This window comes from Algibacter luteus (assembly GCF_900141715.1).
Taxonomy (GTDB): Bacteria; Bacteroidota; Bacteroidia; order Flavobacteriales; family Flavobacteriaceae; genus Arenitalea; species Arenitalea lutea.
On the sequence record NZ_FQYK01000003.1, the window covers coordinates 135,072 to 156,627 of the forward strand.

General features: G+C 32.9%; 23 protein-coding genes. 5 read left to right on the top strand and 18 right to left on the bottom strand.

The window, feature by feature from the left end; all coding sequences use genetic code 11:
- From BUA46_RS06695 to BUA46_RS06760, 14 genes are all read right to left on the bottom strand, one after another.
- A complete protein-coding gene (locus BUA46_RS06695) occupies positions 1-1,461 on the bottom strand; it encodes an oligosaccharide flippase family protein (RefSeq protein WP_026010080.1) in 1,461 nt (486 codons plus the stop codon).
- Between the two features lie 114 nt (positions 1,462-1,575).
- Complete coding sequence (atpG, locus tag BUA46_RS06700; protein ID WP_019388042.1) at positions 1,576-2,436, bottom strand: ATP synthase F1 subunit gamma; 861 nt, start codon at positions 2,434-2,436, stop codon at positions 1,576-1,578.
- A 55-nt stretch (positions 2,437-2,491) separates the two neighbouring features.
- Positions 2,492-4,072, bottom strand: a complete 1,581-nt coding sequence (atpA, locus tag BUA46_RS06705) for a F0F1 ATP synthase subunit alpha (RefSeq protein WP_019388041.1) — start codon at positions 4,070-4,072, stop codon at positions 2,492-2,494.
- Between the two features lie 28 nt (positions 4,073-4,100).
- The gene (atpH, locus tag BUA46_RS06710; protein WP_019388040.1) at positions 4,101-4,637 is read right to left on the bottom strand and encodes an ATP synthase F1 subunit delta; all 537 of its coding nucleotides are present in this window, start codon (positions 4,635-4,637) and stop codon (positions 4,101-4,103) included.
- A 6-nt stretch (positions 4,638-4,643) separates the two neighbouring features.
- Positions 4,644-5,144 carry a F0F1 ATP synthase subunit B gene (locus BUA46_RS06715; RefSeq protein ID WP_019388039.1) on the bottom strand — a complete coding sequence of 167 codons (501 nt, stop codon included), beginning with the start codon at positions 5,142-5,144 and terminating at the stop codon, positions 4,644-4,646.
- A gap of 74 nt (positions 5,145-5,218) precedes the next feature.
- The gene (atpE, locus tag BUA46_RS06720) at positions 5,219-5,410 is read right to left on the bottom strand and encodes an ATP synthase F0 subunit C (protein WP_019388038.1); all 192 of its coding nucleotides are present in this window, start codon (positions 5,408-5,410) and stop codon (positions 5,219-5,221) included.
- A gap of 32 nt (positions 5,411-5,442) precedes the next feature.
- Entirely contained in the window at positions 5,443-6,519 is a 1,077-nt protein-coding gene (gene atpB / locus BUA46_RS06725) for a F0F1 ATP synthase subunit A (protein WP_019388037.1), read from the bottom strand.
- Positions 6,520-6,617: 98 nt separating this feature from the next.
- The gene (locus tag BUA46_RS15325; RefSeq protein ID WP_019388036.1) at positions 6,618-7,019 is read right to left on the bottom strand and encodes a DUF6168 family protein; all 402 of its coding nucleotides are present in this window, start codon (positions 7,017-7,019) and stop codon (positions 6,618-6,620) included.
- Positions 7,016-7,261: an AtpZ/AtpI family protein gene (locus BUA46_RS06735; protein ID WP_072794738.1), complete on the bottom strand. Its 246-nt coding sequence runs from the start codon at positions 7,259-7,261 to the stop codon at positions 7,016-7,018. The genes BUA46_RS15325 and BUA46_RS06735 overlap by 4 nt, the downstream gene beginning before the upstream one ends.
- Positions 7,206-7,637, bottom strand: coding sequence for a bactofilin family protein (locus BUA46_RS06740; RefSeq protein WP_019388034.1), 432 nt, complete (start codon positions 7,635-7,637; stop codon positions 7,206-7,208). Before BUA46_RS06740 ends, BUA46_RS06735 begins: the two co-directional genes overlap by 56 nt.
- Before the next feature lie 13 nt (positions 7,638-7,650).
- Complete coding sequence (gene porW / locus BUA46_RS06745; protein WP_019388033.1) at positions 7,651-10,206, bottom strand: type IX secretion system periplasmic lipoprotein PorW/SprE; 2,556 nt, start codon at positions 10,204-10,206, stop codon at positions 7,651-7,653.
- A 116-nt stretch (positions 10,207-10,322) separates the two neighbouring features.
- Entirely contained in the window at positions 10,323-11,018 is a 696-nt protein-coding gene (locus tag BUA46_RS06750; protein ID WP_019388032.1) for an ABC transporter ATP-binding protein, read from the bottom strand.
- An 11-nt stretch (positions 11,019-11,029) separates the two neighbouring features.
- Positions 11,030-12,508, bottom strand: a complete 1,479-nt coding sequence (locus BUA46_RS06755) for a DUF5687 family protein (RefSeq protein WP_019388031.1) — start codon at positions 12,506-12,508, stop codon at positions 11,030-11,032.
- A gap of 79 nt (positions 12,509-12,587) precedes the next feature.
- On the bottom strand, positions 12,588-12,932 hold the full coding sequence (locus BUA46_RS06760; protein ID WP_019388030.1) for a PadR family transcriptional regulator: 345 nt from the start codon (positions 12,930-12,932) through the stop codon (positions 12,588-12,590).
- Positions 12,933-13,051: 119 nt separating this feature from the next.
- Between BUA46_RS06760 and BUA46_RS06765 the strand changes: the two genes are divergently transcribed.
- Positions 13,052-14,107, top strand: a complete 1,056-nt coding sequence (locus BUA46_RS06765; protein WP_019388029.1) for a ferredoxin--NADP reductase — start codon at positions 13,052-13,054, stop codon at positions 14,105-14,107.
- A gap of 16 nt (positions 14,108-14,123) precedes the next feature.
- On the opposite strand, the gene BUA46_RS06770 is transcribed toward BUA46_RS06765, so the two are convergent.
- Positions 14,124-15,143, bottom strand: a complete 1,020-nt coding sequence (locus BUA46_RS06770) for a glycosyltransferase family 9 protein (RefSeq protein ID WP_019388028.1) — start codon at positions 15,141-15,143, stop codon at positions 14,124-14,126.
- Positions 15,144-15,182: 39 nt separating this feature from the next.
- Positions 15,183-15,788, bottom strand: coding sequence for a DUF4254 domain-containing protein (locus tag BUA46_RS06775; RefSeq protein ID WP_019388027.1), 606 nt, complete (start codon positions 15,786-15,788; stop codon positions 15,183-15,185).
- A gap of 133 nt (positions 15,789-15,921) precedes the next feature.
- On the opposite strand from BUA46_RS06775, the gene upp reads away from it, so the two are divergent.
- On the top strand, positions 15,922-16,581 hold the full coding sequence (gene upp, locus BUA46_RS06780) for a uracil phosphoribosyltransferase (RefSeq protein ID WP_019388026.1): 660 nt from the start codon (positions 15,922-15,924) through the stop codon (positions 16,579-16,581).
- On the opposite strand, the gene BUA46_RS06785 is transcribed toward upp, so the two are convergent.
- Entirely contained in the window at positions 16,570-17,493 is a 924-nt protein-coding gene (locus BUA46_RS06785; RefSeq protein ID WP_019388025.1) for a DUF6427 family protein, read from the bottom strand. The genes upp and BUA46_RS06785 overlap by 12 nt on opposite strands.
- 73 nt (positions 17,494-17,566) lie before the next feature.
- On the opposite strand from BUA46_RS06785, the gene BUA46_RS06790 reads away from it, so the two are divergent.
- Positions 17,567-17,794 (top strand): DUF6341 family protein, encoded by a 228-nt coding sequence (locus BUA46_RS06790; protein WP_019388024.1) that lies wholly within the window; start codon positions 17,567-17,569, stop codon positions 17,792-17,794.
- Here the strand turns inward: BUA46_RS06790 and purD are convergent.
- Positions 17,789-19,060, bottom strand: a complete 1,272-nt coding sequence (gene purD / locus BUA46_RS06795; protein ID WP_019388023.1) for a phosphoribosylamine--glycine ligase — start codon at positions 19,058-19,060, stop codon at positions 17,789-17,791. The genes BUA46_RS06790 and purD overlap by 6 nt on opposite strands.
- Before the next feature lie 87 nt (positions 19,061-19,147).
- On the opposite strand from purD, the gene BUA46_RS06800 reads away from it, so the two are divergent.
- A complete protein-coding gene (locus BUA46_RS06800; protein ID WP_019388022.1) occupies positions 19,148-20,467 on the top strand; it encodes a phenylacetate--CoA ligase family protein in 1,320 nt (439 codons plus the stop codon).
- Positions 20,464-21,555 carry a non-hydrolyzing UDP-N-acetylglucosamine 2-epimerase gene (wecB, locus tag BUA46_RS06805; protein ID WP_019388021.1) on the top strand — a complete coding sequence of 364 codons (1,092 nt, stop codon included), beginning with the start codon at positions 20,464-20,466 and terminating at the stop codon, positions 21,553-21,555. The genes BUA46_RS06800 and wecB overlap by 4 nt, the downstream gene beginning before the upstream one ends.
- Position 21,556 lies beyond the last annotated feature (1 nt).

The following is a 21,556-nucleotide window of genomic DNA, read 5'->3' on the forward strand; positions in this document are numbered from 1 at the left end:
TTATCTTTTTAATAATTCTTTAATCTGTTTTTTTTCAGATAAATACACTAAGCTCAAAAATACAATTAACATCGCAATTCCTACAACATAATTACCTCGATATTGATAAAAAGCTAGTATAGAAAAGACTACTGAAACCAGTAAATACAATCCTATTTTTTTTACGTTATAAGGTATTGGATAGTATTTCCTTCCAAAATAATAAGACAATAACATCATAGAGGCATAAGCTGCTAGGGTTGCTATGGCAGATCCTTTGTAACTTATAATTGGAATTAACCATATATTTAATCCTAAGGTTAATAATGCGCCAAAAACCGATATATAGGCACCAAATTTGGTTCTATCTGTTATTTTATACCAAACCGAAAGATTGTGGTAAATACCCAAACAAAAATTTGCGATAAGAATTATTGGCACAATCCACATGGCTTCCCAATAATCTTCACTTCTTACAATAATTGGTTTTAATATGTCTGCAAAAACAACAACGGCAAGTAATATAATCGACCCAATCGCTACAAAAAACTCCAATATTCTAGCATAATTCTTTTGAGGGTTTTCTGCTTTAGCATGACTAAAGAAAAAAGGTTCTATACCCAAACGATAGGCAGTAGCAAAAAGCGTCATAAACAATGCTAGTTTATAACACGCTGAATACATTCCTATTTCTGTTTTGGCAATATTTTCAGGTAATAAATAATCTAATAGAATTCTATCAAATGTTTCATTAATGGAAAATGCAATACCTGCTATTAACACAGGTGTTGCGTATTTTATCATATTTTTCCATAAGCCATTGTCGAATTTATATTTGATTTTCGCATAAAATGGAAACATTAACAATAGTGTCATTCCACTCGCTATTAAATTGGCTATGAAAATGTAATTAATTTCAAAGTTTGGAATATATATACTTTCAAAAAGCGCATTATTGGACGCTAAGCCCTTTAATGCTAATAAAAAGAATAAGTTTAAACCAATGTTTACAACGACATTGAAGATTTTAATAACTGCATAACGCATGGGTTTTTCGTTTGCTCTTAACCACGCAAAGGGTATAATAACTAAGGCATCGAACAATAAAATCCATATGACTAGTTTAATATATTTGACATCGATAGTGATTAAGTTTGAAATCTGATTTTTGAATAAGAACCCGAGCACAAAAAAACCAATTGAAGTAAGTAGTAATGAAATTGCCGCTGTACTGGTTACGCTGTTTTTATCGTCTTCTTTGTTAAAAAACCTGAAAAAAGCAGTTTCCATACCGTAGGCCAGAATTACATTGAATAGCACGAAATAGGAGAAAATTACAGAAACTTCGCCGTACTCGGCAACGGAAGAAAGGACACCTTCGGTTGTGTAAAGTGGCACCAATAAAAAACTTAACATTCTAGGAAGCACCGTTGCTAAACCATAGATGAATGTTTGTTTAAATAAGGACTTGAGTGCGCTCAAAAAAGTTATGTGTTTATCCGGTTAAAAATAAGGCTTTTATAACAAAAAAACCTAACTCGCTAAAGTTAGGTTTATCTATTTATTTGTTAAGATTACTACTGTAACCAGAATGTATTAATTATTCAAAGCTTCAGCACCACCAACAATCTCTAAGATTTCATTGGTAATAGCGGCCTGACGTGCTTTGTTATACGTTAATTTCAATTGATCTCTTAACTCTGTTGCGTTATCAGTTGCTTTGTGCATTGCAGTCATACGCGCACCGTGCTCAGAAGCAAAAGAATCTCTAATGCCTTTATACAATTGCGTTTTTAAAGACTTAGGAATTAATTCTTCAACAATTTCTAATTTTGAAGGCTCAAAAATGTAATCTGCATTGGCGTTTACAGCACCTTCAACAGGAACAATAGGCAAAAATTGTTCAGTCATTACAATTTGAGTAGCTGCGTTTTTAAATTTGTTGTAAACAATTTCAATTTTATCAAAATCACCAGCAACAAACTTTTCCATTAAAAGTTCTGCAATTGCAGCAACATTATCGAACGTTAAATCGTCAAAAATTTCACTTTTATTAGCTATAACTTTATTGGTTTTCTTAAATGCATCATTTGCCTTTTTTCCAATAGCTAAATACGAAACCTCTTGGTTTGCATACGTTTCTGCTGTTAATCTATTAACCTCTTTAATGATGTTAGAATTAAAAGCACCTGCCAAACCTCTATTCGAAGTAATTGGAACAATAAGTACTTTCTTTAATTCGCGTTGTTCAGAAAATGCACTTCCAGAATCTGCATCTAAAGTAGCACTTAAACTTTGTAAAAGCTCAGTTAACTTGTCTGCATAAGGTCGCATTGCAGTAATCGCATCTTGTGCCTTCTTTAACTTTGCAGCCGATACCATTTTCATTGCACTGGTAATCTGCATGGTTGAAGATACCGATGTTATTCTGTTACGTATTTCTTTTAAGTTTGCCATTCTTTACTTTATAAAGACTCTTCGACTACGCTAAGAGTGACATTAAATTTTATAATTAAGCTCTATATTTACCTGATAAATCTTTTGCCACAGCTGTTAATGTATCTGTAACCTCATCAGTTAATTTACCTGCTTTTAAAGTATCTAAAATACCTCTGTGTTTCGCGTTTAAGAATTCAATGAAATCTCTTTCGAATTCTTTTACTTTATTTACAGGAACGTCTCTTAATAAGTTTTTAGATCCAGCATAAATTATAGCAACTTGATCTTCAACAGTAAACGGATCGTTTTGAGCTTGCTTTAAGATTTCAACGTTACGTTTACCTTTTTCAATTACATTTAAAGTAACGGCATCTAAATCTGAACCAAACTTCGCGAAAGCTTCTAACTCACGGAATTGTGCTTGATCTAGTTTTAATGTACCTGCTACTTTTTTCATAGACTTAATCTGTGCATTACCACCAACACGCGATACCGAAATACCTACGTTAATTGCTGGACGTACACCAGAGTTAAATAAATCTCCATCTAAGAAAATTTGTCCGTCTGTAATAGAAATTACGTTTGTTGGAATATAAGCAGAAACGTCTCCCGCCTGTGTTTCAATAATTGGTAAAGCCGTTAACGAACCTCCACCTTTCACTAATGGTTTTAGTGAATCTGGTAAATCGTTCATTTCTTTTGCAATATCATCATCATTAATCACTTTTGCAGAACGCTCTAATAATCTCGAGTGTAAGTAGAAAACGTCACCCGGATACGCCTCACGTCCTGGTGGACGACGTAATAATAATGATACCTCACGGTAAGCTACGGCTTGTTTAGATAAATCATCATAGATAATTAAAGCTGGACGACCAGTATCTCTAAAATACTCACCAATTGCAGCACCCGCCATAGGAGCGTATACTTGCATTGGAGCAGGATCGGATGCATTTGCAGCTACAATAGTAGTATAAGCAAGAGCACCTCTTTCTTCTAAGACTTTAGCAATGTTTGCTACTGTAGATGCCTTTTGGCCTATAGCAACATATATACAGAATACAGGCTCGCCTGCATCATAAAATTCTTTTTGATTTAAGATGGTATCAATACAAACTGTTGTTTTACCAGTTTGACGGTCACCAATAACCAACTCACGTTGACCACGACCAACAGGAATCATTGCATCAATAGACTTGATACCGGTTTGTAAAGGTTCTGTAACGGGCTCACGGAAAATAACACCAGGCGCTTTACGCTCTAAAGGCATTTCGTAAGTTTTACCAGAAATTGGTCCTTTACCATCAATTGGGTTACCTAAAGTATCAACAACACGACCAACTATACCTTCACCAACATTAATAGAAGCAATACGTCCTGTACGTTTTACAGTTGACCCTTCACTTACACCTACTGAAGCACCTAGTAATACAATACCAACGTTATCTTCTTCAAGATTCAGTACAATACCTTCTAGTCCGCCTTGAAATTCAACTAACTCACCATATTGTGCGTTAGATAATCCGTATGCACGAACAATACCATCTCCTACAGTTAATACAGTTCCTACTTCATCTAATGAAGCGCTTGCTTCAAAACCTGAAAGTTGTTTTTTTAAGATTGCTGATATTTCAGCTGGTTTTACTTCTGCCATCTTATTATTTATTTAGACCTATAAGGTCTTAGTTTAATGTAAATTCTTGTTTTAAATTATTTAATTGATTTGCAACACTTGCGTTATATTGCATATCTCCAATACGTAAAATGAAACCACCTAAAATGCTTTCATCTATAATATTTTCTACTTCAACATCTTTTCCCGTAAGTTCTTTAGCTTTAGCTAATACCTTCTTTTTTAAATCTGCTGTTAACTCTACTGCCGTGGTTACTGTAGCTAACTGAATTCCTTTAGACTCATCATATAATGCATTGTATTTTAAAGCTACATTGCTTAATAAATCAATTCTATTATTTGCAACCAAAGTATCTATTAAGCTAAGTGTTGATTTATTAGCATTTTTAAACACCTCTAAAAGTGTAGATTTTTTGACTGAAGAAGGAATTACAGGACTTTGAAGTGCTTCGCTTAAATCTTTACTTTGCGCTAAAGTATCAGCAATTAGCTTCATATCCTTATTTACAACCTCGGCTGTTTTAGAATCTATAGCTAAACTTAATAATGCTTTTGCGTAACGTATTGCTGCTCTTGCTCCCGCCATTATAACTTAGTTTAATGATTTTTCACCTAACATAGTTTCAACCAATTTTAATTGCTTGTCTTTGTTAGATAATTCAGTACGTACTACTTTTTCAGCAATTTCAACTGATAAATTAGCTACTTGAGATTTTAATTCTGCAATAGCTGCTTTCTTTTCAGATTCTATACTTGCTTGTGCTTGAGCAATAAGTTTTGCAGCGCTTTCACTAGCTTCAGTTTTAGCGTCTTCAATCATCTTATTTTTCATGTCGCGTGCTTCTTTAAGCATTTCTTCGCGCTCTGCTCTTGCCTCTTTTAATAGCTTTTGGTTATCTGCTTGCAAATTCTCCATTTCTAATTTTGCTTTTTCAGCAGAATCTAATGCATTTTGAATGCCTTCTTCGCGCTTCTCAACAGCATCAAGAATAGGTTTCCAAGCAAATTTTCTTAAAAGTAAAACTAATCCAATGAACAATACTAATTGCCAAAAGAATAACCCTATTGAAAACTCATTAATTAACTTCTCCATTTATATCTATGATTTTAATACATAATAAATTTAAAAAACAGCTTTAACCAACCGTTAAAGCTGTTTTTGCTTTTTTAAGCTGCAAATAAAGCAGCAAATCCAATACCTTCAATAAGTGCAGCTGCGATAAGCATTGCTGTTTGGATTTTTCCAGAAGCTTCTGGTTGACGTGCAATAGCTTCCATTGCTTGTCCACCGATTCTACCAATACCTAATCCAGCACCGATAACAATTAAACCAGCTCCTACAAAATTTAAACCTGTCATAATATATATATTAAAAATTAAACATTCTTTTTTTAGTGGTCGTCATGGTGTTCTTCAACAGCCGACCCGAAATATAAAGCAGATAACATGGTAAAGATATATGCTTGTAATGCGGCTACTAAAAGTTCAAGTAATGATAAAGCGAATGCTAAACCAAATGACAATGAACTTCCTAACCAGTTTTTAAATATGAACATTAAACCAATAATACTCATTAACACAATGTGTCCTGCAGTAATATTTGCATACAAACGAATCATTAAAGAGAATGGTTTAATTATAGTTCCTAGCAACTCAATTGGTGCTAAAATTATTTTCATTGGAACAGGTACACCTGGCATCCAGAAAATGTGCCCCCAGTAATTCTTATTAGCAGTAAAAGTAGTTAGGAAATAAGTTATTAAAGCCAATGCCAATGTAACTGCTATGTTATTCGTAACATTTACTCCTAGTGGTGTAAGACCTAATAAGTTTATAATCCATACAAAAAAGAACACCGTTAGTAAATATGGCATGTATTTTTTATATTTTTTTACGCCAATGTTTGGAATAGCAATATCGTCTCTAATGTACAAGATTATTGGTTCTAAAAATCTACCCATACCTTTAGGTAAACTTCCTGTTTTATATTTTTTAGCCATTCTGCTAAACATGAAAAACATTAATAAACCAACTAAAAATATGGTGAACACGTTTTTAGTTATAGAGAAGTCTAAAGGTTTTTCGTTTGTAGCGTGATGGTGCTCGTCTAAATTAATAGTTCCAGACGCATCAGTTTTATATATTTTTCCGTGAAAAGATTTATAATAATTACCATCCACTTCGGCAACACTTTCACCATGGTGTAATTTTGAAGATGAAAACACTTTTAATCCGTTATCCCATAAAATAACCGGCAAAGGAAATCCGATATATTTATGCTCGCCACTTTCAGTTGTATAAGAAGTTAAACTAAAATCATGCGAATCAAGTAAGTGATGATTAATGTATTCTTTTATTTCAGTTTTTATATCACTTTCTCCTTCTTTAGGTTCTTCTTTTGCGAATACAGACGCTGAAACAAAAAAGAAGAATAGACAAATAGTTTTTAAAGAAATAATATTTTGCATATCACTTATAATAAATAGTGGCTTAAAAATCGGTGCAAAGGTATGTTTTTATCTGAAAAGCAAAAAAGAAAATTTAATAATATTTACTTCGTTCAATTTTAAGGCTTTAAATTGTCTAATCGATTGAGAAATTTGGACAGAATAACACTTTCTGTAATCAAGCAAATAACGTAAGGAATAAAAAAAGTTAAGAACTCTAATCGGGTTAAAACTCCATCAGCTTTATACTGCGGGAAAAAAAGAAAAAAAAAGAATACAAACTTCAGCATACTTGCTGCCATAAAGATAAAACCTAGTTGATCCTTTAGTTTATTACGCAACGCGAAAAGAAGAATTATTACGCCACAAGCTAGAATCACGTTAACCACATAAGAATAAATTAATTGGTTAACGGTAATCGATTCAATAAACAAATTATTAAGAAGCAGGTGTGCAACAAATGCGATTAAAGCAACAAAAACCACAATGAAGCAGTTTGAAATAAGTTTTTTAATAGTCAAGGATTTAGTTTCTTTATTTGTTTAAGTACAGCATACAAAGAAATGGCAACACCAAACAGTGTGCAAACAATTAAAAAAACTTTACCAGAATTTCCGAATTTAACATCTAGCCATTTACCTAATATTACAAAAAGATATATAGTGATGCCCATTTGAATAGCAATTCCAGATAAAGCAGCTATTTGTTTAAGCTGTTTTTTCTGGTTCTCCTTTTCGTTGTTGGATTGCTGCTTGTCCGCCATTATTCATTTCTTTTACAGTACCTTTCATAACGCAGGTAACGTTAAAGGTTGCACCTGGCTCTACAGCTAATTTGCTGGCAACAACCTCACCTTCAATATGTGCAGAAGCTTTTAGTGTTAATGTGCCAGACAATGCCAGTTTACCAGAAAATTTACCTTCAAAATACGCATCGGTACCATTTAATGTGCCTTTAATTAGTCCGGATTTACCAACAACTACTTTTCCTGAAGTTTTTATGTTTCCTTCAATAGTACCGTCTATTCTTAAATCGCCTTGGCTACCAAAGTCTCCAACCAATTTAGTGCCTTGAGCAATTATGTTTTGGTTTGATGTGCCTTCAGTCATTTGTTTTTCCTTTTTGTTTTCTGAGAACATGATTTTGTTAAGTTTAATTATTATCGATATTCAAATACGCATCCAAATTTTTATGAATTTGAATGATTTGATAATTTGTAGATGATACTACAAAATAGGGGGCTTTTATTTTCTTTTGATCTTTTTCAGTTAATAACTGATTAAAGGTTTTTGCTACTTGTGCCGTTTTTAACCCGTGAACTAATACAAACTTGGTTACTGGATCGTAAACATCTACAGATGAGTTCAAATTATAATACTTCACGTTTTTTAAAACTTCGTCTAAAGTTACTTTAAAATTAGCTATTTGTTCTTGCTGCGCCGTATTAAACCGGAATACCACCTTATAATTGTCGGGAATACTATCGGTATCTTGAACAAATTCTTTGTTTTCTAATTTAGGTAAAACATTAGTCTCAATATGTTGTGCTTGTTTGCCTTCCGGTGTATTGGCGTAAGTAACAGCCAAATAATTAATCGCTTTTTGGTAAGCTTCATAACCGTGTAAACGTCCAGATGCAGTTGCTTTAAGTAATTCGAATTTAGACACCATAGGTTCGCCATCAAAAGTTTTTATATATTCTTCACTTTTTGAAATTACATCTGCATATTCTTGATTTTCATGCTGAATATATAAGGCTTCGTACAAACTTTCAGGGCTATTTTCATCCCGTTCGGTAACCAATTCTGGATTCTTTAAAATAGTGGCATATCTTGAATCCGGGTATTTTTCAATAATCTCTTCTTTAGCAATCGAAGCTTCATCTTGTTCACCTAATAATTCATATATTTTATACAAGTTATATTTTGAAGGTAATACGAGTCTTTCTTCAGGATTACTATCTAAAAGATTCTGTAATTTATCTTTTGCAAGTTCGTATTCTTTAAACTTCTCTTTGTAAATTAATCCTAGTTGATAATATGCGTAATTGCGTGTTTTTGAAATACTATCAATTTCTTTTTCTTCGGAAGGTATTTTTGAAATGTAAAACTGCGGATCAAAGCGTTCTTCTTCTGAGGCCGTATCCAGCACACTTGTAAGAGTATTGTTATTACTAGTATTTGAAGCGCCTTGACTAGACCATCTCCAATTATCTTCTAAGGGTCTATCTCCCCAAAATTTTACAAATTCATTTTTCCCATAAGCCACAGTTGTTGGATTATAAAAATAAAAATTATTGGATTGTGGGGCAGAATTAAAACTGTTTGGTCTAGACCCAATGGTATTTACCGTTGCTAAACCTGTATTTCTCTCGGCAGCTTCTTCTTTTTCTTTCTCTGCTTCGGCTTTCGCTTTTAAATCGCTTACAAAAGTTTCAAAATAGGTTAACTTTTCGTCTTCCGATAAGTTTACTAAATTTAAAATGCTGTCGTTTACCTTCGCAATGGCTTCGTAATAAATAACATCTTCTAAATTATCGCGCTTACGCTTTATTATTCTGTATGGTTTTGAGTTGAGCACTAAATTACTCATAGTACTATCATAATACTCGCCAGCATCAGCATAAACAGAAGCATCAAAATACATGTCGCCTAACGTTTCATAGTTTTTTGCTTTCAGTAATTTGTCTCGACTATCTGTTCTTAACGATTTATTGTAATACGCCACCGCCAAAGAATCTGAACCATTTTTTAAATGATAAGTTGCCGTGTGGTGATATATTTTGTCTAAAAATGGACGATTTTCCCTGTTTTCTTCGAGTTCAGCTAATAATTCGTTCATTTCTAACTTATTACCGTTTTCAAAATCGAAGTTCTTAACTTTTTCTAGATAAGCCGATATCATATAGATTCTCGGTGTTTTTCTATTGAGTTCTATCACCTTATTGAAGGCAATGTTTGCGCTATCTTTATAACCCAGCTGGTTGTATAACTGGCCTTGAATGAATCGATATCGACCGCGTTCATCGTTACTTTTCGTAGCATTTGAAGCGATTTCTAGTTGTGTGATTGCGGTATCAATTATTTTGACGTTTAAATACGCCTGAGCTAGTATTGAAGAGGCGTCTGCCAAATCTTGGCCTTCTAAATCTTCTTGTTTAAAAAGTCGTTTTAAATTTTTTATAGCCAGCTCGTTGTTATCTAATCTAATATTGGTTTTTTCGCGCCATACTTTGGCTTGATTTATTTTATCGCTAGCTGGATATTTGTATAGTATGTAGTTGAAAGCTTCAAGTGCTGGTACAAAGCGCTGATCGAAATACCTGGCTTTTCCTAACAGCAAATAGGCTTCATCCATTTGCGGATTTTTCTCCTTACCATCAATATTCATGCTATGCTTCTGAATGGCTTTTACTGCTTTTTCTTCAGCTTTAGAAAAGTTTTCGTTTTTAGATTGACCAGGAAGCACAACATCTTCAAAAATCTGCATGCGTTCAATGGGTAATATTTCCCAGTAATTGTCAAAATAAGCCTCGTTAAGTGAAGTTTTTCCTTGCTCTAAAGCATTGTAACCATTAAATAACGCATTATATTCGGCGGTAACAGCATGAAAATTTCGATTTATAAATTTATCCTTTTTCCTAGAACAACTTAATGCAACTATGGCTAAGAAAAGAACGAGTAGTATGGTTTTATTGGGTGTTTTCAATGCTTGTTTTTTTTAGACTAAATAACTGTAAACTGCCGTTATTATTATATAGAATGGTAAAAATAAGCATCTTTTTCTATTTACCTAAAAAATGTAATGACTTTTAAATAAAAGGATTAGTTCGCAAAATGAGCTTCAAGTTCTTTTAAAGTAGCCGCACTGGTTTCTAAATCTTTCACAACCTCACCTTTATCTAAAACCACAATGCGCTCGCACACATCGGTTACATGCATTAAATCATGACTAGAAATTAAAACGGTAACACCCTGTTTTTGGGCTAATTCCTTAACAATACTTTTTAATCTTATTTGTGTTGTAGGGTCTAAGTTCGCGAAGGGTTCGTCTAGAATAATGACTTCGGGGTTACCAATTAATGCGGCAACAATACCAGCCTTTTTTTGATTTCCTTTACTTAAATCGCGCAAATACTTTTTTTGCCCGATGATTTCGCCATGAAAAAAGTCTTCAAACTTTGCTACAAGAGAATCTACATCGGCCTTATTTTGTCCGCGTAATTCTCCAATAAAATAAAAATATTCTTCTGGAGTTAAATACCCAATTAAAAAGCTCTCATCAATAAATGCCGATGTAAAAGGTTTCCAATCTTCACTTTTATCCACTTGTACGCCATTATTTTTTATGAATCCCGTAGTTGGCTGAATCAAATCTAAAAGCAAACTGAAATAGGTCGTTTTTCCTGCGCCATTATTACCAACCAAACCAAAACTTTGCCCTTTAGGAATATCTAAAGAATCAATTTTCAAAACTTGATTACCGCTGTATTTTTTAGTTAAGTTAGAAGTTGTTATCATAATAATTTCATTTAATTGTTTTGATTGAATGCATCAATCATTTTATATTTTGAATCTAAATATTTCTGAGTAATGAATTTCATTAGTTTTTGATGCAATACAATGCCAATAATTCCTAAAATCATTAAAACTAAGCAAGCTATTTCGAAGCCTACTAAAAAATAGCATGCAGCAAATAAACCCATTGGTAAGAGCAAGAGCGGAATACCAATTAGCCATTGTACAGCGCCAGTTCCTTGATAATTAAAGGCCGCCTTTTGACTTAAATCTATTTTTTTTCTGTTGAAAGAACCACCATATAAAATAACATGTGTATTTACCCCCACGTTATAAATGGCCGCCGCAAAATGTGCTAATAATATTTTCCACCCGAAAAACACGTAAGGAATGCCTAAAACAAACAATATCAAGACGCTAACTGCCATCAACGTGAATTTAGATTTCAAATACTGCTCGTATTTAATGTTTTGACTCATGAGTAGTTTGTAATAACCACTGTCCCAAGCTGGAATAAACTGCCCGAAATTAATAAGGAAGATGCCTGTTGAAAACACGCCAATAAACACAAAAAACCAAGGTAGATTTTGATAGGTTGGTTGCGGATAGAAAAACAAACCATACAATAAGCCAATAGCCAACATCCATACTGAAGATTTTGTGCGTTTGTTTCGCCAAATCAACTTTAAATCAAGCTGCATAAAAGGTGCGATATCTCCAAAGTTTTTTGTCCATTCTAAATTTGAAGCATTAACTTCTTTGATTTTTGTTTTTAAACCAGAATCTAAAAACAGTTTTTGCCTTAAAATTTTAAAGTTGAACAAATAACATAATACCAAAAGCATTATTGGGGCAGTAATTAGAAGTGGTTGATTATATAAAGTGTCAAAGGCGTTTCCAATTATTTTATTAAATGATATAATATTAAAATGATTGAGTGCATAGAAACCTCCTGCGATAACAATTATAGGCAGAAAAGACAGTTCCTTTTCTGAAGAAAAACTTTCTATTATGAAGTTTAAAAAATTAATAATTAAAACCACGACGACTAAAGCTAACATCCAGATAAGTACGTTTACCAAGGGGTAATCATGATAGATTAAAGTGATGCCGAACGGCACAATGGCAAATAGAGGCAGAAAATTAAAAAATGAAAATGCCGATTTACCCAAAACATAGTTAACCACCTTACTTCTTTTAAGAGGAAGTGTTAATAATGGTTTTACCGACATGACTGGTAATTTTTGGAAGAAAAAACGAAAAACCAAATCAAACAAAATCCAATAGAACAGTAAACTATTCACAATGATTAGAGGATCTTGCTCTGGATACATTTTTTTAAGTCCGGGAAATAATAACACCCCCATTCCTAAAAACATCGCTATAAAATAAAGGCTTAAAAAACCCATGAATATTTTAATACCTAAACTTTTTCCAAAACTTGCTGATCTAAAAAAAGATTTCCATTCTAGCATTAAAAATCGTTTAATCATATCTTGATGGTTTAAGTTTTACAATAAGTAAGTACTGTTCAGTTACGTATTGTTACATTTTTTTTACAATTTTAAGAAATTAATGTAATTTCTCACGAAATTTAGGGTTAATTAACGCCCTCATGTTTTTCATGTAACTTTCTAATTCGGCCAGTTTTTTTACCGTTTCTTTGGTTCCTGCTTCAGTTAATCGATAATATTTACGAATTCTTTTGCCAATTTTTACAATTTCAACTTCCACTAAGTCCTGGTCTTCAAGCTTATGAAGTGCAGGATACAAGGCGCCTTCCGTAAGTTTAAGCTCTCCGTTTGTGATTTCAAATACTCTTTGAGTAATTTCATAGCCATACATCTTGTCATGCTCGTTTAAAAGCTTCAAAAGAATTGTAACTATGCTACCCTTATACAAATTTGAATTTTTCATACAACTTCAAATATAATACATAATTTATTTATGCATTTGAAAATTATATATAGTTTTTTATCGAAAAAACTTACCGTTTATTTAATGGCTTCACTATTTTTGCCTAAAACTAATTCTATATGTCATCATTCTATAAACTTTCAGTAAAAAACATAACAAGAGAAACAGCCAAAGCGATAAGTATTTCTTTTAATCTTCCTGAAAATCTTAAACATACATTTCAATTTAAAGCAGGACAATATATTACCCTCAAAACAGAAATTGAGGGGAATGAAGTGCGTCGTGATTATTCACTTTGTGTATCTCCAAAAAGTGGCGAATTAAAAGTTGCTGTAAAAGAAGTTAAGGATGGCACATTTTCAGCATTTGCAAATAATACTTTAAAAGTGGGCGACACTATTGAGGTTGCTCCGCCTAAAGGACGTTTCATTTTTGAACCAAACGATTCTAAGACTAAAAATATCGCGCTTTTTGCTGCTGGTAGTGGCATTACACCTATACTAAGCATAATTAAGTGCGCTCTAGAAGAAGAAATACATAGCAAAGTTATTCTAGTTTACGGTAATAAAACCACCGACGACACTATGTTTTTAAACGAATTGTTAGAACTTCAACACGAATATAAAGAGCGATTTTCTATTCAGTTTGTTTTTAGTCAGCAAGATGAAGACGATTCCATTTTTGGACGTATTGAAAAAAGTACGGTTAACTATGTCATGAAAAATAAACACAAGCATATTGAAGTTGATGCCTACTATTTATGCGGACCAGAAGCCATGATTCATACGGTTAAAAATGTTTTAACTGACCATGGAATAGACAAAGACCGCATTCATTTTGAACTGTTTAAAGCTGCTAAAACAGCTGATGTAAAAGAAGAAAAAGTTGCCTCTGGCACCACTAGCATTACCATAACTGTTGATGAAGATACTACCACTTTTGAGATGTCTCAAAAACAAACCATTCTTGAAGCAGCTCTTGATGAAGATTTAGATGCACCGTATTCTTGTCAAGGCGGTATTTGTAGTAGTTGTTTAGCCAGAATTACAGAAGGTGAAGCCACTATGCGACAAAATAATATTTTAACGGAAAGTGAAGTTGCCGAAGGGTTAATTCTTACCTGTCAAGCACACCCAACAACACCCACAATTGTTGTAGATTATGATGATGTTTAACTTTAAACCGTAACTGTTAGATTATAGATTTAATTTTTTGAACTACCTGTTTAGGGCTAATTGTACCAGCCACATTCTTGTAAGCTTCGGGGTATTTATTTCCAAATACAGAAGTTGGAATTAACGGAAACTTTTCTCTATCAGGAAGTAAGGCATAATCCGAAGGTTGATTAAAAGGCATAAAGCCAGCATACGGATGGGTAACACCCCAAATAGTGATTACTTTGACGCCCAACATAGCAGCGATGTGTGCGTTCCCAGAATCCATTGAAAGCATCACATCAACATTAGAAATTACATCCATTTCTTCATCAAGCGATAATTTTCCGGCGAGATTTACGGTGTTTTTATTTGTGTTTTCAATTTCATTAAGCACGTCAATTTCTTTAGCTCCTCCACCAAATAATAGCACATGATAATCTTTAGTTAGCTCTTGAATGACTTCTTTCATTAAATGTATGGGGTACATTTTACCTTCATGAGCAGCGAAAGGCGCTATGGCAATAGGTTTTAATTCAGTATTACCCATAAATTTTTTCAACTTATCACTTAGCTCTATCTTTTTGGGGAATTTCGGTTTATTTAAATCAATTTTATAGCCTAATGCTTCGAACACATCTGCATAACGCTGATGTGTTGTTTTAAGTTGTTCAAATAATTTACCGCTGATTAATTGCTTTTTTTCTTTTCTACCTTTATCAATAGAAATGAATCGTTTACACCTAATAAATTTCTTTAAAATTTTACTTCTAAGCACATTGTGTAAATCGGCAATAACATAAAACTGCTTTTTGTTAAGTGTTCTTGCTAGTTTATACAGACCATACACGCCTTTATGTTTTCCCTTTACATCGGCAATGACCACCTCAACACCAATTAAATCCCTAAAAAAGGGTTTAAAAAAAGCGCGAGTTAAAACGGAGATTTTAAGTTCTGGATGTTGCTCTTTAAGTGCGTGTAATACAGGAACCGTCATAGCCACGTCTCCCATTGCTGAAAGGCGAATAACTAGAATGTTTTTTTGTGGATTTGACATCTCAACTATGAGGATGAGATTCCTGCTAAAGCAAGAATTTTATTTCTGCGAACGAAGTACTGGGTTTAGCTCGTCGTCATTATACATTTTCATTTGTTTGTACACCTTCATATATTTATCTCCTTTTTCAATATCGCTTAAAAGCGTATCGATTGCAGTTGATAAATCTACACGTTGTTCTAACAATACTTCTAATTTTTTTTGGCAAGCTACTTTATGTTCTGCGGAAGCGTCATTACGTGTAGCTTCCTCATTCATATGATAAATTTTCAAAGCTAAAATAGATAATCTATCAATGCCCCAAGCAGGACTTTCAGTATTAATAGTTGCATCTTGTTTTGGTGTAATATGACTGTATTTTTCTAAGAAATAACTATCAATATATTCCACCATATCAGTTCTATCTTGGTTTGAAGCATCAATTTGACGCTTTAAAGTTAAGGCGGCTACTGGATCTATTTGTGGGTCTCTAATGATATCTTCATAATGCCACTGAACGGTATCAATCCAACATTTTCTGTACAATAAATGATCAATTAATTGGCTTTCCGGATAGGCATTTTCAAAAGCTTGATCTACGGTGTTTATAATGTGGTATTTTTCAATAACTTCTTGGAAAATTCTATTCGCTTTATCTGTAAACATCTTGTATAAATTTAAAGTACAAAACTACGTAAATTATATAAGAATTTTGAAAGGCCAATAGTTCTATATCATAAAGATTAATTTTCTAAGAGGGTTTCATTAACTTTACTATTCTAAACTTTGTAATCACGCCATGAATATTCATAACCTTTCACTTCAAAATTCCATTTTAAATCAATTTATTTCAGAAATTCGAGATGTCAATATTCAAAAAGATAGCATGCGATTTCGTAGAAATATTGAACGCATAGGGGAAGTATTAGGTTATGAAATGAGTAAAAGCCTCAGCTTTGACCCGAAAGTAGTTGAAACACCATTAGGAAATTGCAAAATTGACTTACCTCAAAAAGATATTGTTTTATGTTCCATTTTAAGAGCTGGCGTTCCATTACATAATGGCTTATTAAATTATTTTGATACTGCAGAAAATGCTTTTATATCAGCATATAGACATCATGAAGAAAACCCTGAAAGTTTCGAAATTATTGTTGAGTATTTAGCTTGCCCTGACTTAGAGAACAAAACGTTGATATTAGCAGACCCGATGTTAGCCACAGGAAAATCGATGCACGCTACTTATGAAGCTTTAAAGCCTTTTGGCACACCCAAAGCAGTTCACTTGGTAAGTATTATTGGATCTCAACAAGGCGTCAATTATGTAAATGAAAATTTTGATGACAATACCCATTTATGGATTGCGGCAATTGATAAACGTCTCAATAAATACGGCTATATTATTCCCGGACTTGGAGATGCGGGCGATTTAGCCTTTGGTAAAAAATTACAGCATTAACAACACAAACGGCACAATAATTAGCACCGCCAAAAAGATTTCTTTAAACCATTTTTCTTGAATAATATCAATGTAATTTGCGATAATAATCGCTAAGGGCGCAAATAAAAATAAAAATTCGCTTCCATCTTTATTAGGTGCAAATATAACTACAAAAAAACCGATTATAGCAGCTATAATAATGGTTTTAAAGGATACACGAAATGCCTTTTTCTTCTTCTTAATATTATTCGAATAAAAAATTGAAGACCAAACCCCAAAAGATAAAAGCACTGTTATAGCTATTAAATATGATATGGAATTATAATTGCTGAAGTCGTAACTTATTTCTGGTGAAAACTTATATATTTCAAAGAACTCATCATACAATATCACGGATAAACTTGCAGTAATAACTAATACGGTTAACACGCCTAAAAAAGGAATGAGCCAATGTCTAATATTATTATCGGAATACAATACAAGTGAAAGTAATATTAGAACAAAAAACAAGATGGCCCAAAAATAAAACAAGGCTGCAATAGAAATCCAAATAGCCGCATCAAATAGCTTTTTCTTTGTATTTGAGGGCGAGCGCAAGCTTATAATTCTTCTTAATCCTAAGAGCACAAATAGGTTAGACCAAATAACATTTGAATTAATAGTTGTTTGAGTTATAAATAGTAAAAAGAGGCTAAATAACAGAATTTCATAATTGTTTTTATTAGTTAGACTGTTCTTGTTTACAATAAAATTGAGTAGTAAGATGGAAGCATAAACAACAATAAGTAGAAAAGCTTGTTTTAATAAAAAATCGAAATTAAAGTCTTGATTTACACCATTAATTCTTGCAATTACAAAAGCCAAAAGCGCAATAAAAAAAACAATAATTAAATATATTGATCTAGATTTATTAAAAAAGCTTGTAATCATTAACTGTTTTTGTATTTTTGCTACGTAAATATACTAACTATTAAATGGTTGGTAACTATTAAATAAATTCAAAATGAAAGATTTCTTTTACGCTATACAAGATTTGTTTGTTGATGTTCTTTTTGCTCCATTGGATGCCTTAAGAGCTTTAGAACTTGAAAACTGGTTTTTAGCCAACGGTATTTCTTGGTTATTTACAATAATCGGTTTCGTAGCAATGGTTTATTGGATGAAGCAATTAAAAAGTTTCAACGATAATAACGAGGAAGATAAAAGTATTTCTTCACACTCGTTTTTATAAATCGAAACCAATATCTTTACGATAATACATCTTATCAAAATGTAGTTTTTCTATACTTTGGTAGGATTTTTTTATGGCTTCTTGATACGTATTTCCATATGAAGTGATAGCCATAACCCGTCCACCTGATGTTACAATTTTTCCATCTTTTACTTGTGCGCCCGCGTGAAATGGAATTGAATCTGTAATCGCATTTATACCTGTTATTTCTTTACCTTTTTCATAGGCTTCAGGATAACCACCAGAAACCGTCATTATGGTTGTTGCTGCACGTTCATCAATTTCAATATTAATTTTATTTAGGGTACCACTTGCCATAGCCTGTAAAATTTCAACAAAATCGTTTTTTAATCTTGGTAAAACTACTTCCGTTTCAGGATCACCCATGCGTACGTTATACTCAATTACTTTTGGGTCATCGCCTACTTTTATTAGACCAATAAAAACAAAACCTACATAAGGCAAGTTGTCTTTTTTGAAACCATTAATTGTTGGTTTGACGATTCGCTCTTCAATTTTGTTTAAAAAATCTGGGGTTGCAAAAGGCACTGGAGAAACAGCTCCCATTCCACCAGTATTTAAACCGGTATCGCCTTCACCAATACGCTTGTAATCTTTCGCTGTTGGTAATATTTTATAATTGTCACCATCAGTTAGTACAAAACAACTTAACTCAATACCATCTAAAAACTCTTCAATAACCACCTTTGTACTCGCATCGCCAAATTTAGCATCTACAAGCATGCTTTTTAATTCAGCTTTAGCTTCATCTAAATCTTTCAAAATCACAACACCTTTACCTGCTGCAAGACCATCTGCTTTTAAAACGTATGGTGGATTTAAAGTTTCTAAAAAATCAAAACCCAAAGCCACGGTTTCTTTTGTAAAACTTTGGTATGCTGCTGTTGGAATGTTATGTCGGAATAAAAATTCTTTCGCAAACTCCTTACTACCTTCTAACTCTGCAGCTTTTTTTTGAGGCCCAATAACCGATACATGTTTTATAGCAGCGTCATTTAAAAAATAATCGTGAACACCTTGCACTAGTGGGTCTTCAGGTCCTACAACAACTAAATCTATATTCTCTTTGAGTACTAATGCTTTAATGGCCGGAAAATCAGTAACTCCTATATTTACATTTGTGGCTACTCCATCAGTACCAGAATTTCCGGGTGCTACAAATAGTTTATCGCATTTAGGACTTTGAGCAATTTTCCATGCAAATGTATGTTCTCTTCCGCCAGAACCTAGTATTAAAATATTCATAGTTTTTTGTTGTTTGCGCAAAAATAAAATTAATGACTCGAATACACGAATATTTTTTATTTACTTTACAAATTATATCCTTTTTACGTGAATTTATTTGATATTTCATTGAAACTAAACGGCTTTCCTATAAAGAAAGCTACTCGCGTATTACAAGACATTCAGAACATAGATGAATCTGATTATTCAGATTACATCACTTCTAAAAAACAAGAGATTCTTAAATATCATTTAAAACATAACTCGTTTTATAAATCGTTTGCAAAACAGGTTGATATTGACAATTGGAAATCGGTTCCAATCATGACAAAAAAAGAATTGCAACAACCATTAAAGTCTCGTCTTTCAAAAGGGTTTAATGAAAATAATACGTACATCAATAAAACTTCGGGGTCATCTGGCGATCCTTTTATTTTTGCGAAAGATAAATTTTGTCATGCCTTAACCTGGGCTGTAATTCAAAATAGATTTGGCTGGTTTCAACTGAATTTTAATAATTCGAAACAGGCTCGTTTTTACGGAATTCCTTTAGATAAAAAGGGGTATTACAAAGAACGTTTTAAAGATAAATTAAGTGGAAGGTATCGTTTTTCGGTATTTGATTTGAGCGATGACGCTTTTGAAAAACATCTTGAAACATTTAAATCTAAGCCATTTGATTATATCAATGGGTATACTAGTTCCATTGTGCAATTTGCCAAATTTCTAAAGCGAAAAGACATCGTTTTAAAAACTATATGTTCTACATTAAAAGCTGGTGTGGTCACTTCCGAAATGCTATTTGATGTTGATAAAACCCTTTTGGAAACACAGTTAGGAGTGCCTATAATTAACGAATATGGGGCATCAGAATTAGATTTAATTGCCTTTGAAAATCCAAGTGGAAAATGGCAGGTTAATAGCGAAACCTTATATGTTGAAATTCTTGATGATAACAACCATATTTTACCTTATGGTGAAGAAGGGCGGATTGTAATCACTTCACTTTACAACAAAGCGCATCCATTCATTCGGTATGATATTGGCGATATTGGCATTCTTTCAAAAGCAAGTACAAAAAAAATACCTATTCTTGAAAAACTAACAGGGCGCACAAACGATATCGCCATATTACCAAGTGGTAAAAAAGCTGCAGGTTTAACTTTTTATTACATTACAAAAAGTATTATTGAAGAAGATGGCAATGTCAAAGAATTTGTAATCGAGCAATTAAAGCCAAATGAGTTTAAAGTTCTTTATGTGAGTTCTGAAACTCTTTCGGAAGAAAAAATGAAAACTATAATTTCTGAAATGGAAAATTACCTTGAAAAAGGGCTTTTAATTACTTTTGAAAAACAAGATCGACTCGTTCGATCAAAAAGCGGTAAATTGAAACAGTTTACCTCCTATTTAAACCAAAACACATGAATATAACTATAGTTGCAGGTGCAAGACCAAACTTCATGAAAATTGCTCCCATCATTGAAGCTATTCAAAATAAAAAGGAAGAAGGTTTTAACTTAAATTATAGGTTAGTACACACGGGGCAGCATTACGATAAAAATTTAAGCGGCACCTTTTTTGAGGAGTTAAACATTCCGTTACCTGATAGTAATTTAGATGTGAAAAGTGGCACTCAAGCTGAACAAACTGCGGCCATAATGATTGGTTTTGAAAAAGAATTAAAACAAAATCCATGCGATTTAGTGATGGTAGTTGGCGATGTTACTTCAACTATGGCGTGTACTATTGTAGCGAAAAAAGCGCATGTAAAAGTGGCTCATGTTGAAGCCGGAATCCGTTCTGGAGATATGCGTATGCCTGAAGAAATAAATAGAATTGTTACCGATAGTTTAACTGATTATTTTTTCACAACTTCTAATTATGCCAATGATAATTTGGTAAGATTAGGAGTTTCAAAATCGAACATCTTTTTTGTTGGCAATGTTATGATAGACACGCTACTGAAAAACGAAAAAAGATTACAAAAACCAGAGCTTTGGGAACAGTTATACTTGTCTTCAAAAAAATATTTGGTTATGACACTTCACAGACCAAGTAATGTTGATGAAGAAAAGCGGCTTAAAACACTAATAACTCAAATAGTTACATTGGGAGAAGCATTTCCTATAATTTTTCCGGTACATCCAAGAACGCAAAAACTATTAAGTAACCTTAATTTGAATTTTAAAAACCTGCATTATGTGAATCCTTTGGGTTATTTAGAGTTTAATTATTTAGTAAAACATGCCTTTGCGGTAATTACAGATTCTGGAGGTATTACAGAAGAAACCACCGTAATGAATGTACCTTGTATGACCCTTCGCGACAATACAGAGCGTCCTGAAACTTGTGATATTGGCACCAATATTTTAGTGGGAAATGATCCTGAAAAAATTGAAAAAGCCTTCAAAATTTTGTTCTCAGGAACATGGAAACAAGGCGAAATTCCTGAATTATGGGATGGTCATGCCGCCAAAAGAATTGTTCATCATTTAGCATCTATGTCAAGTTAAT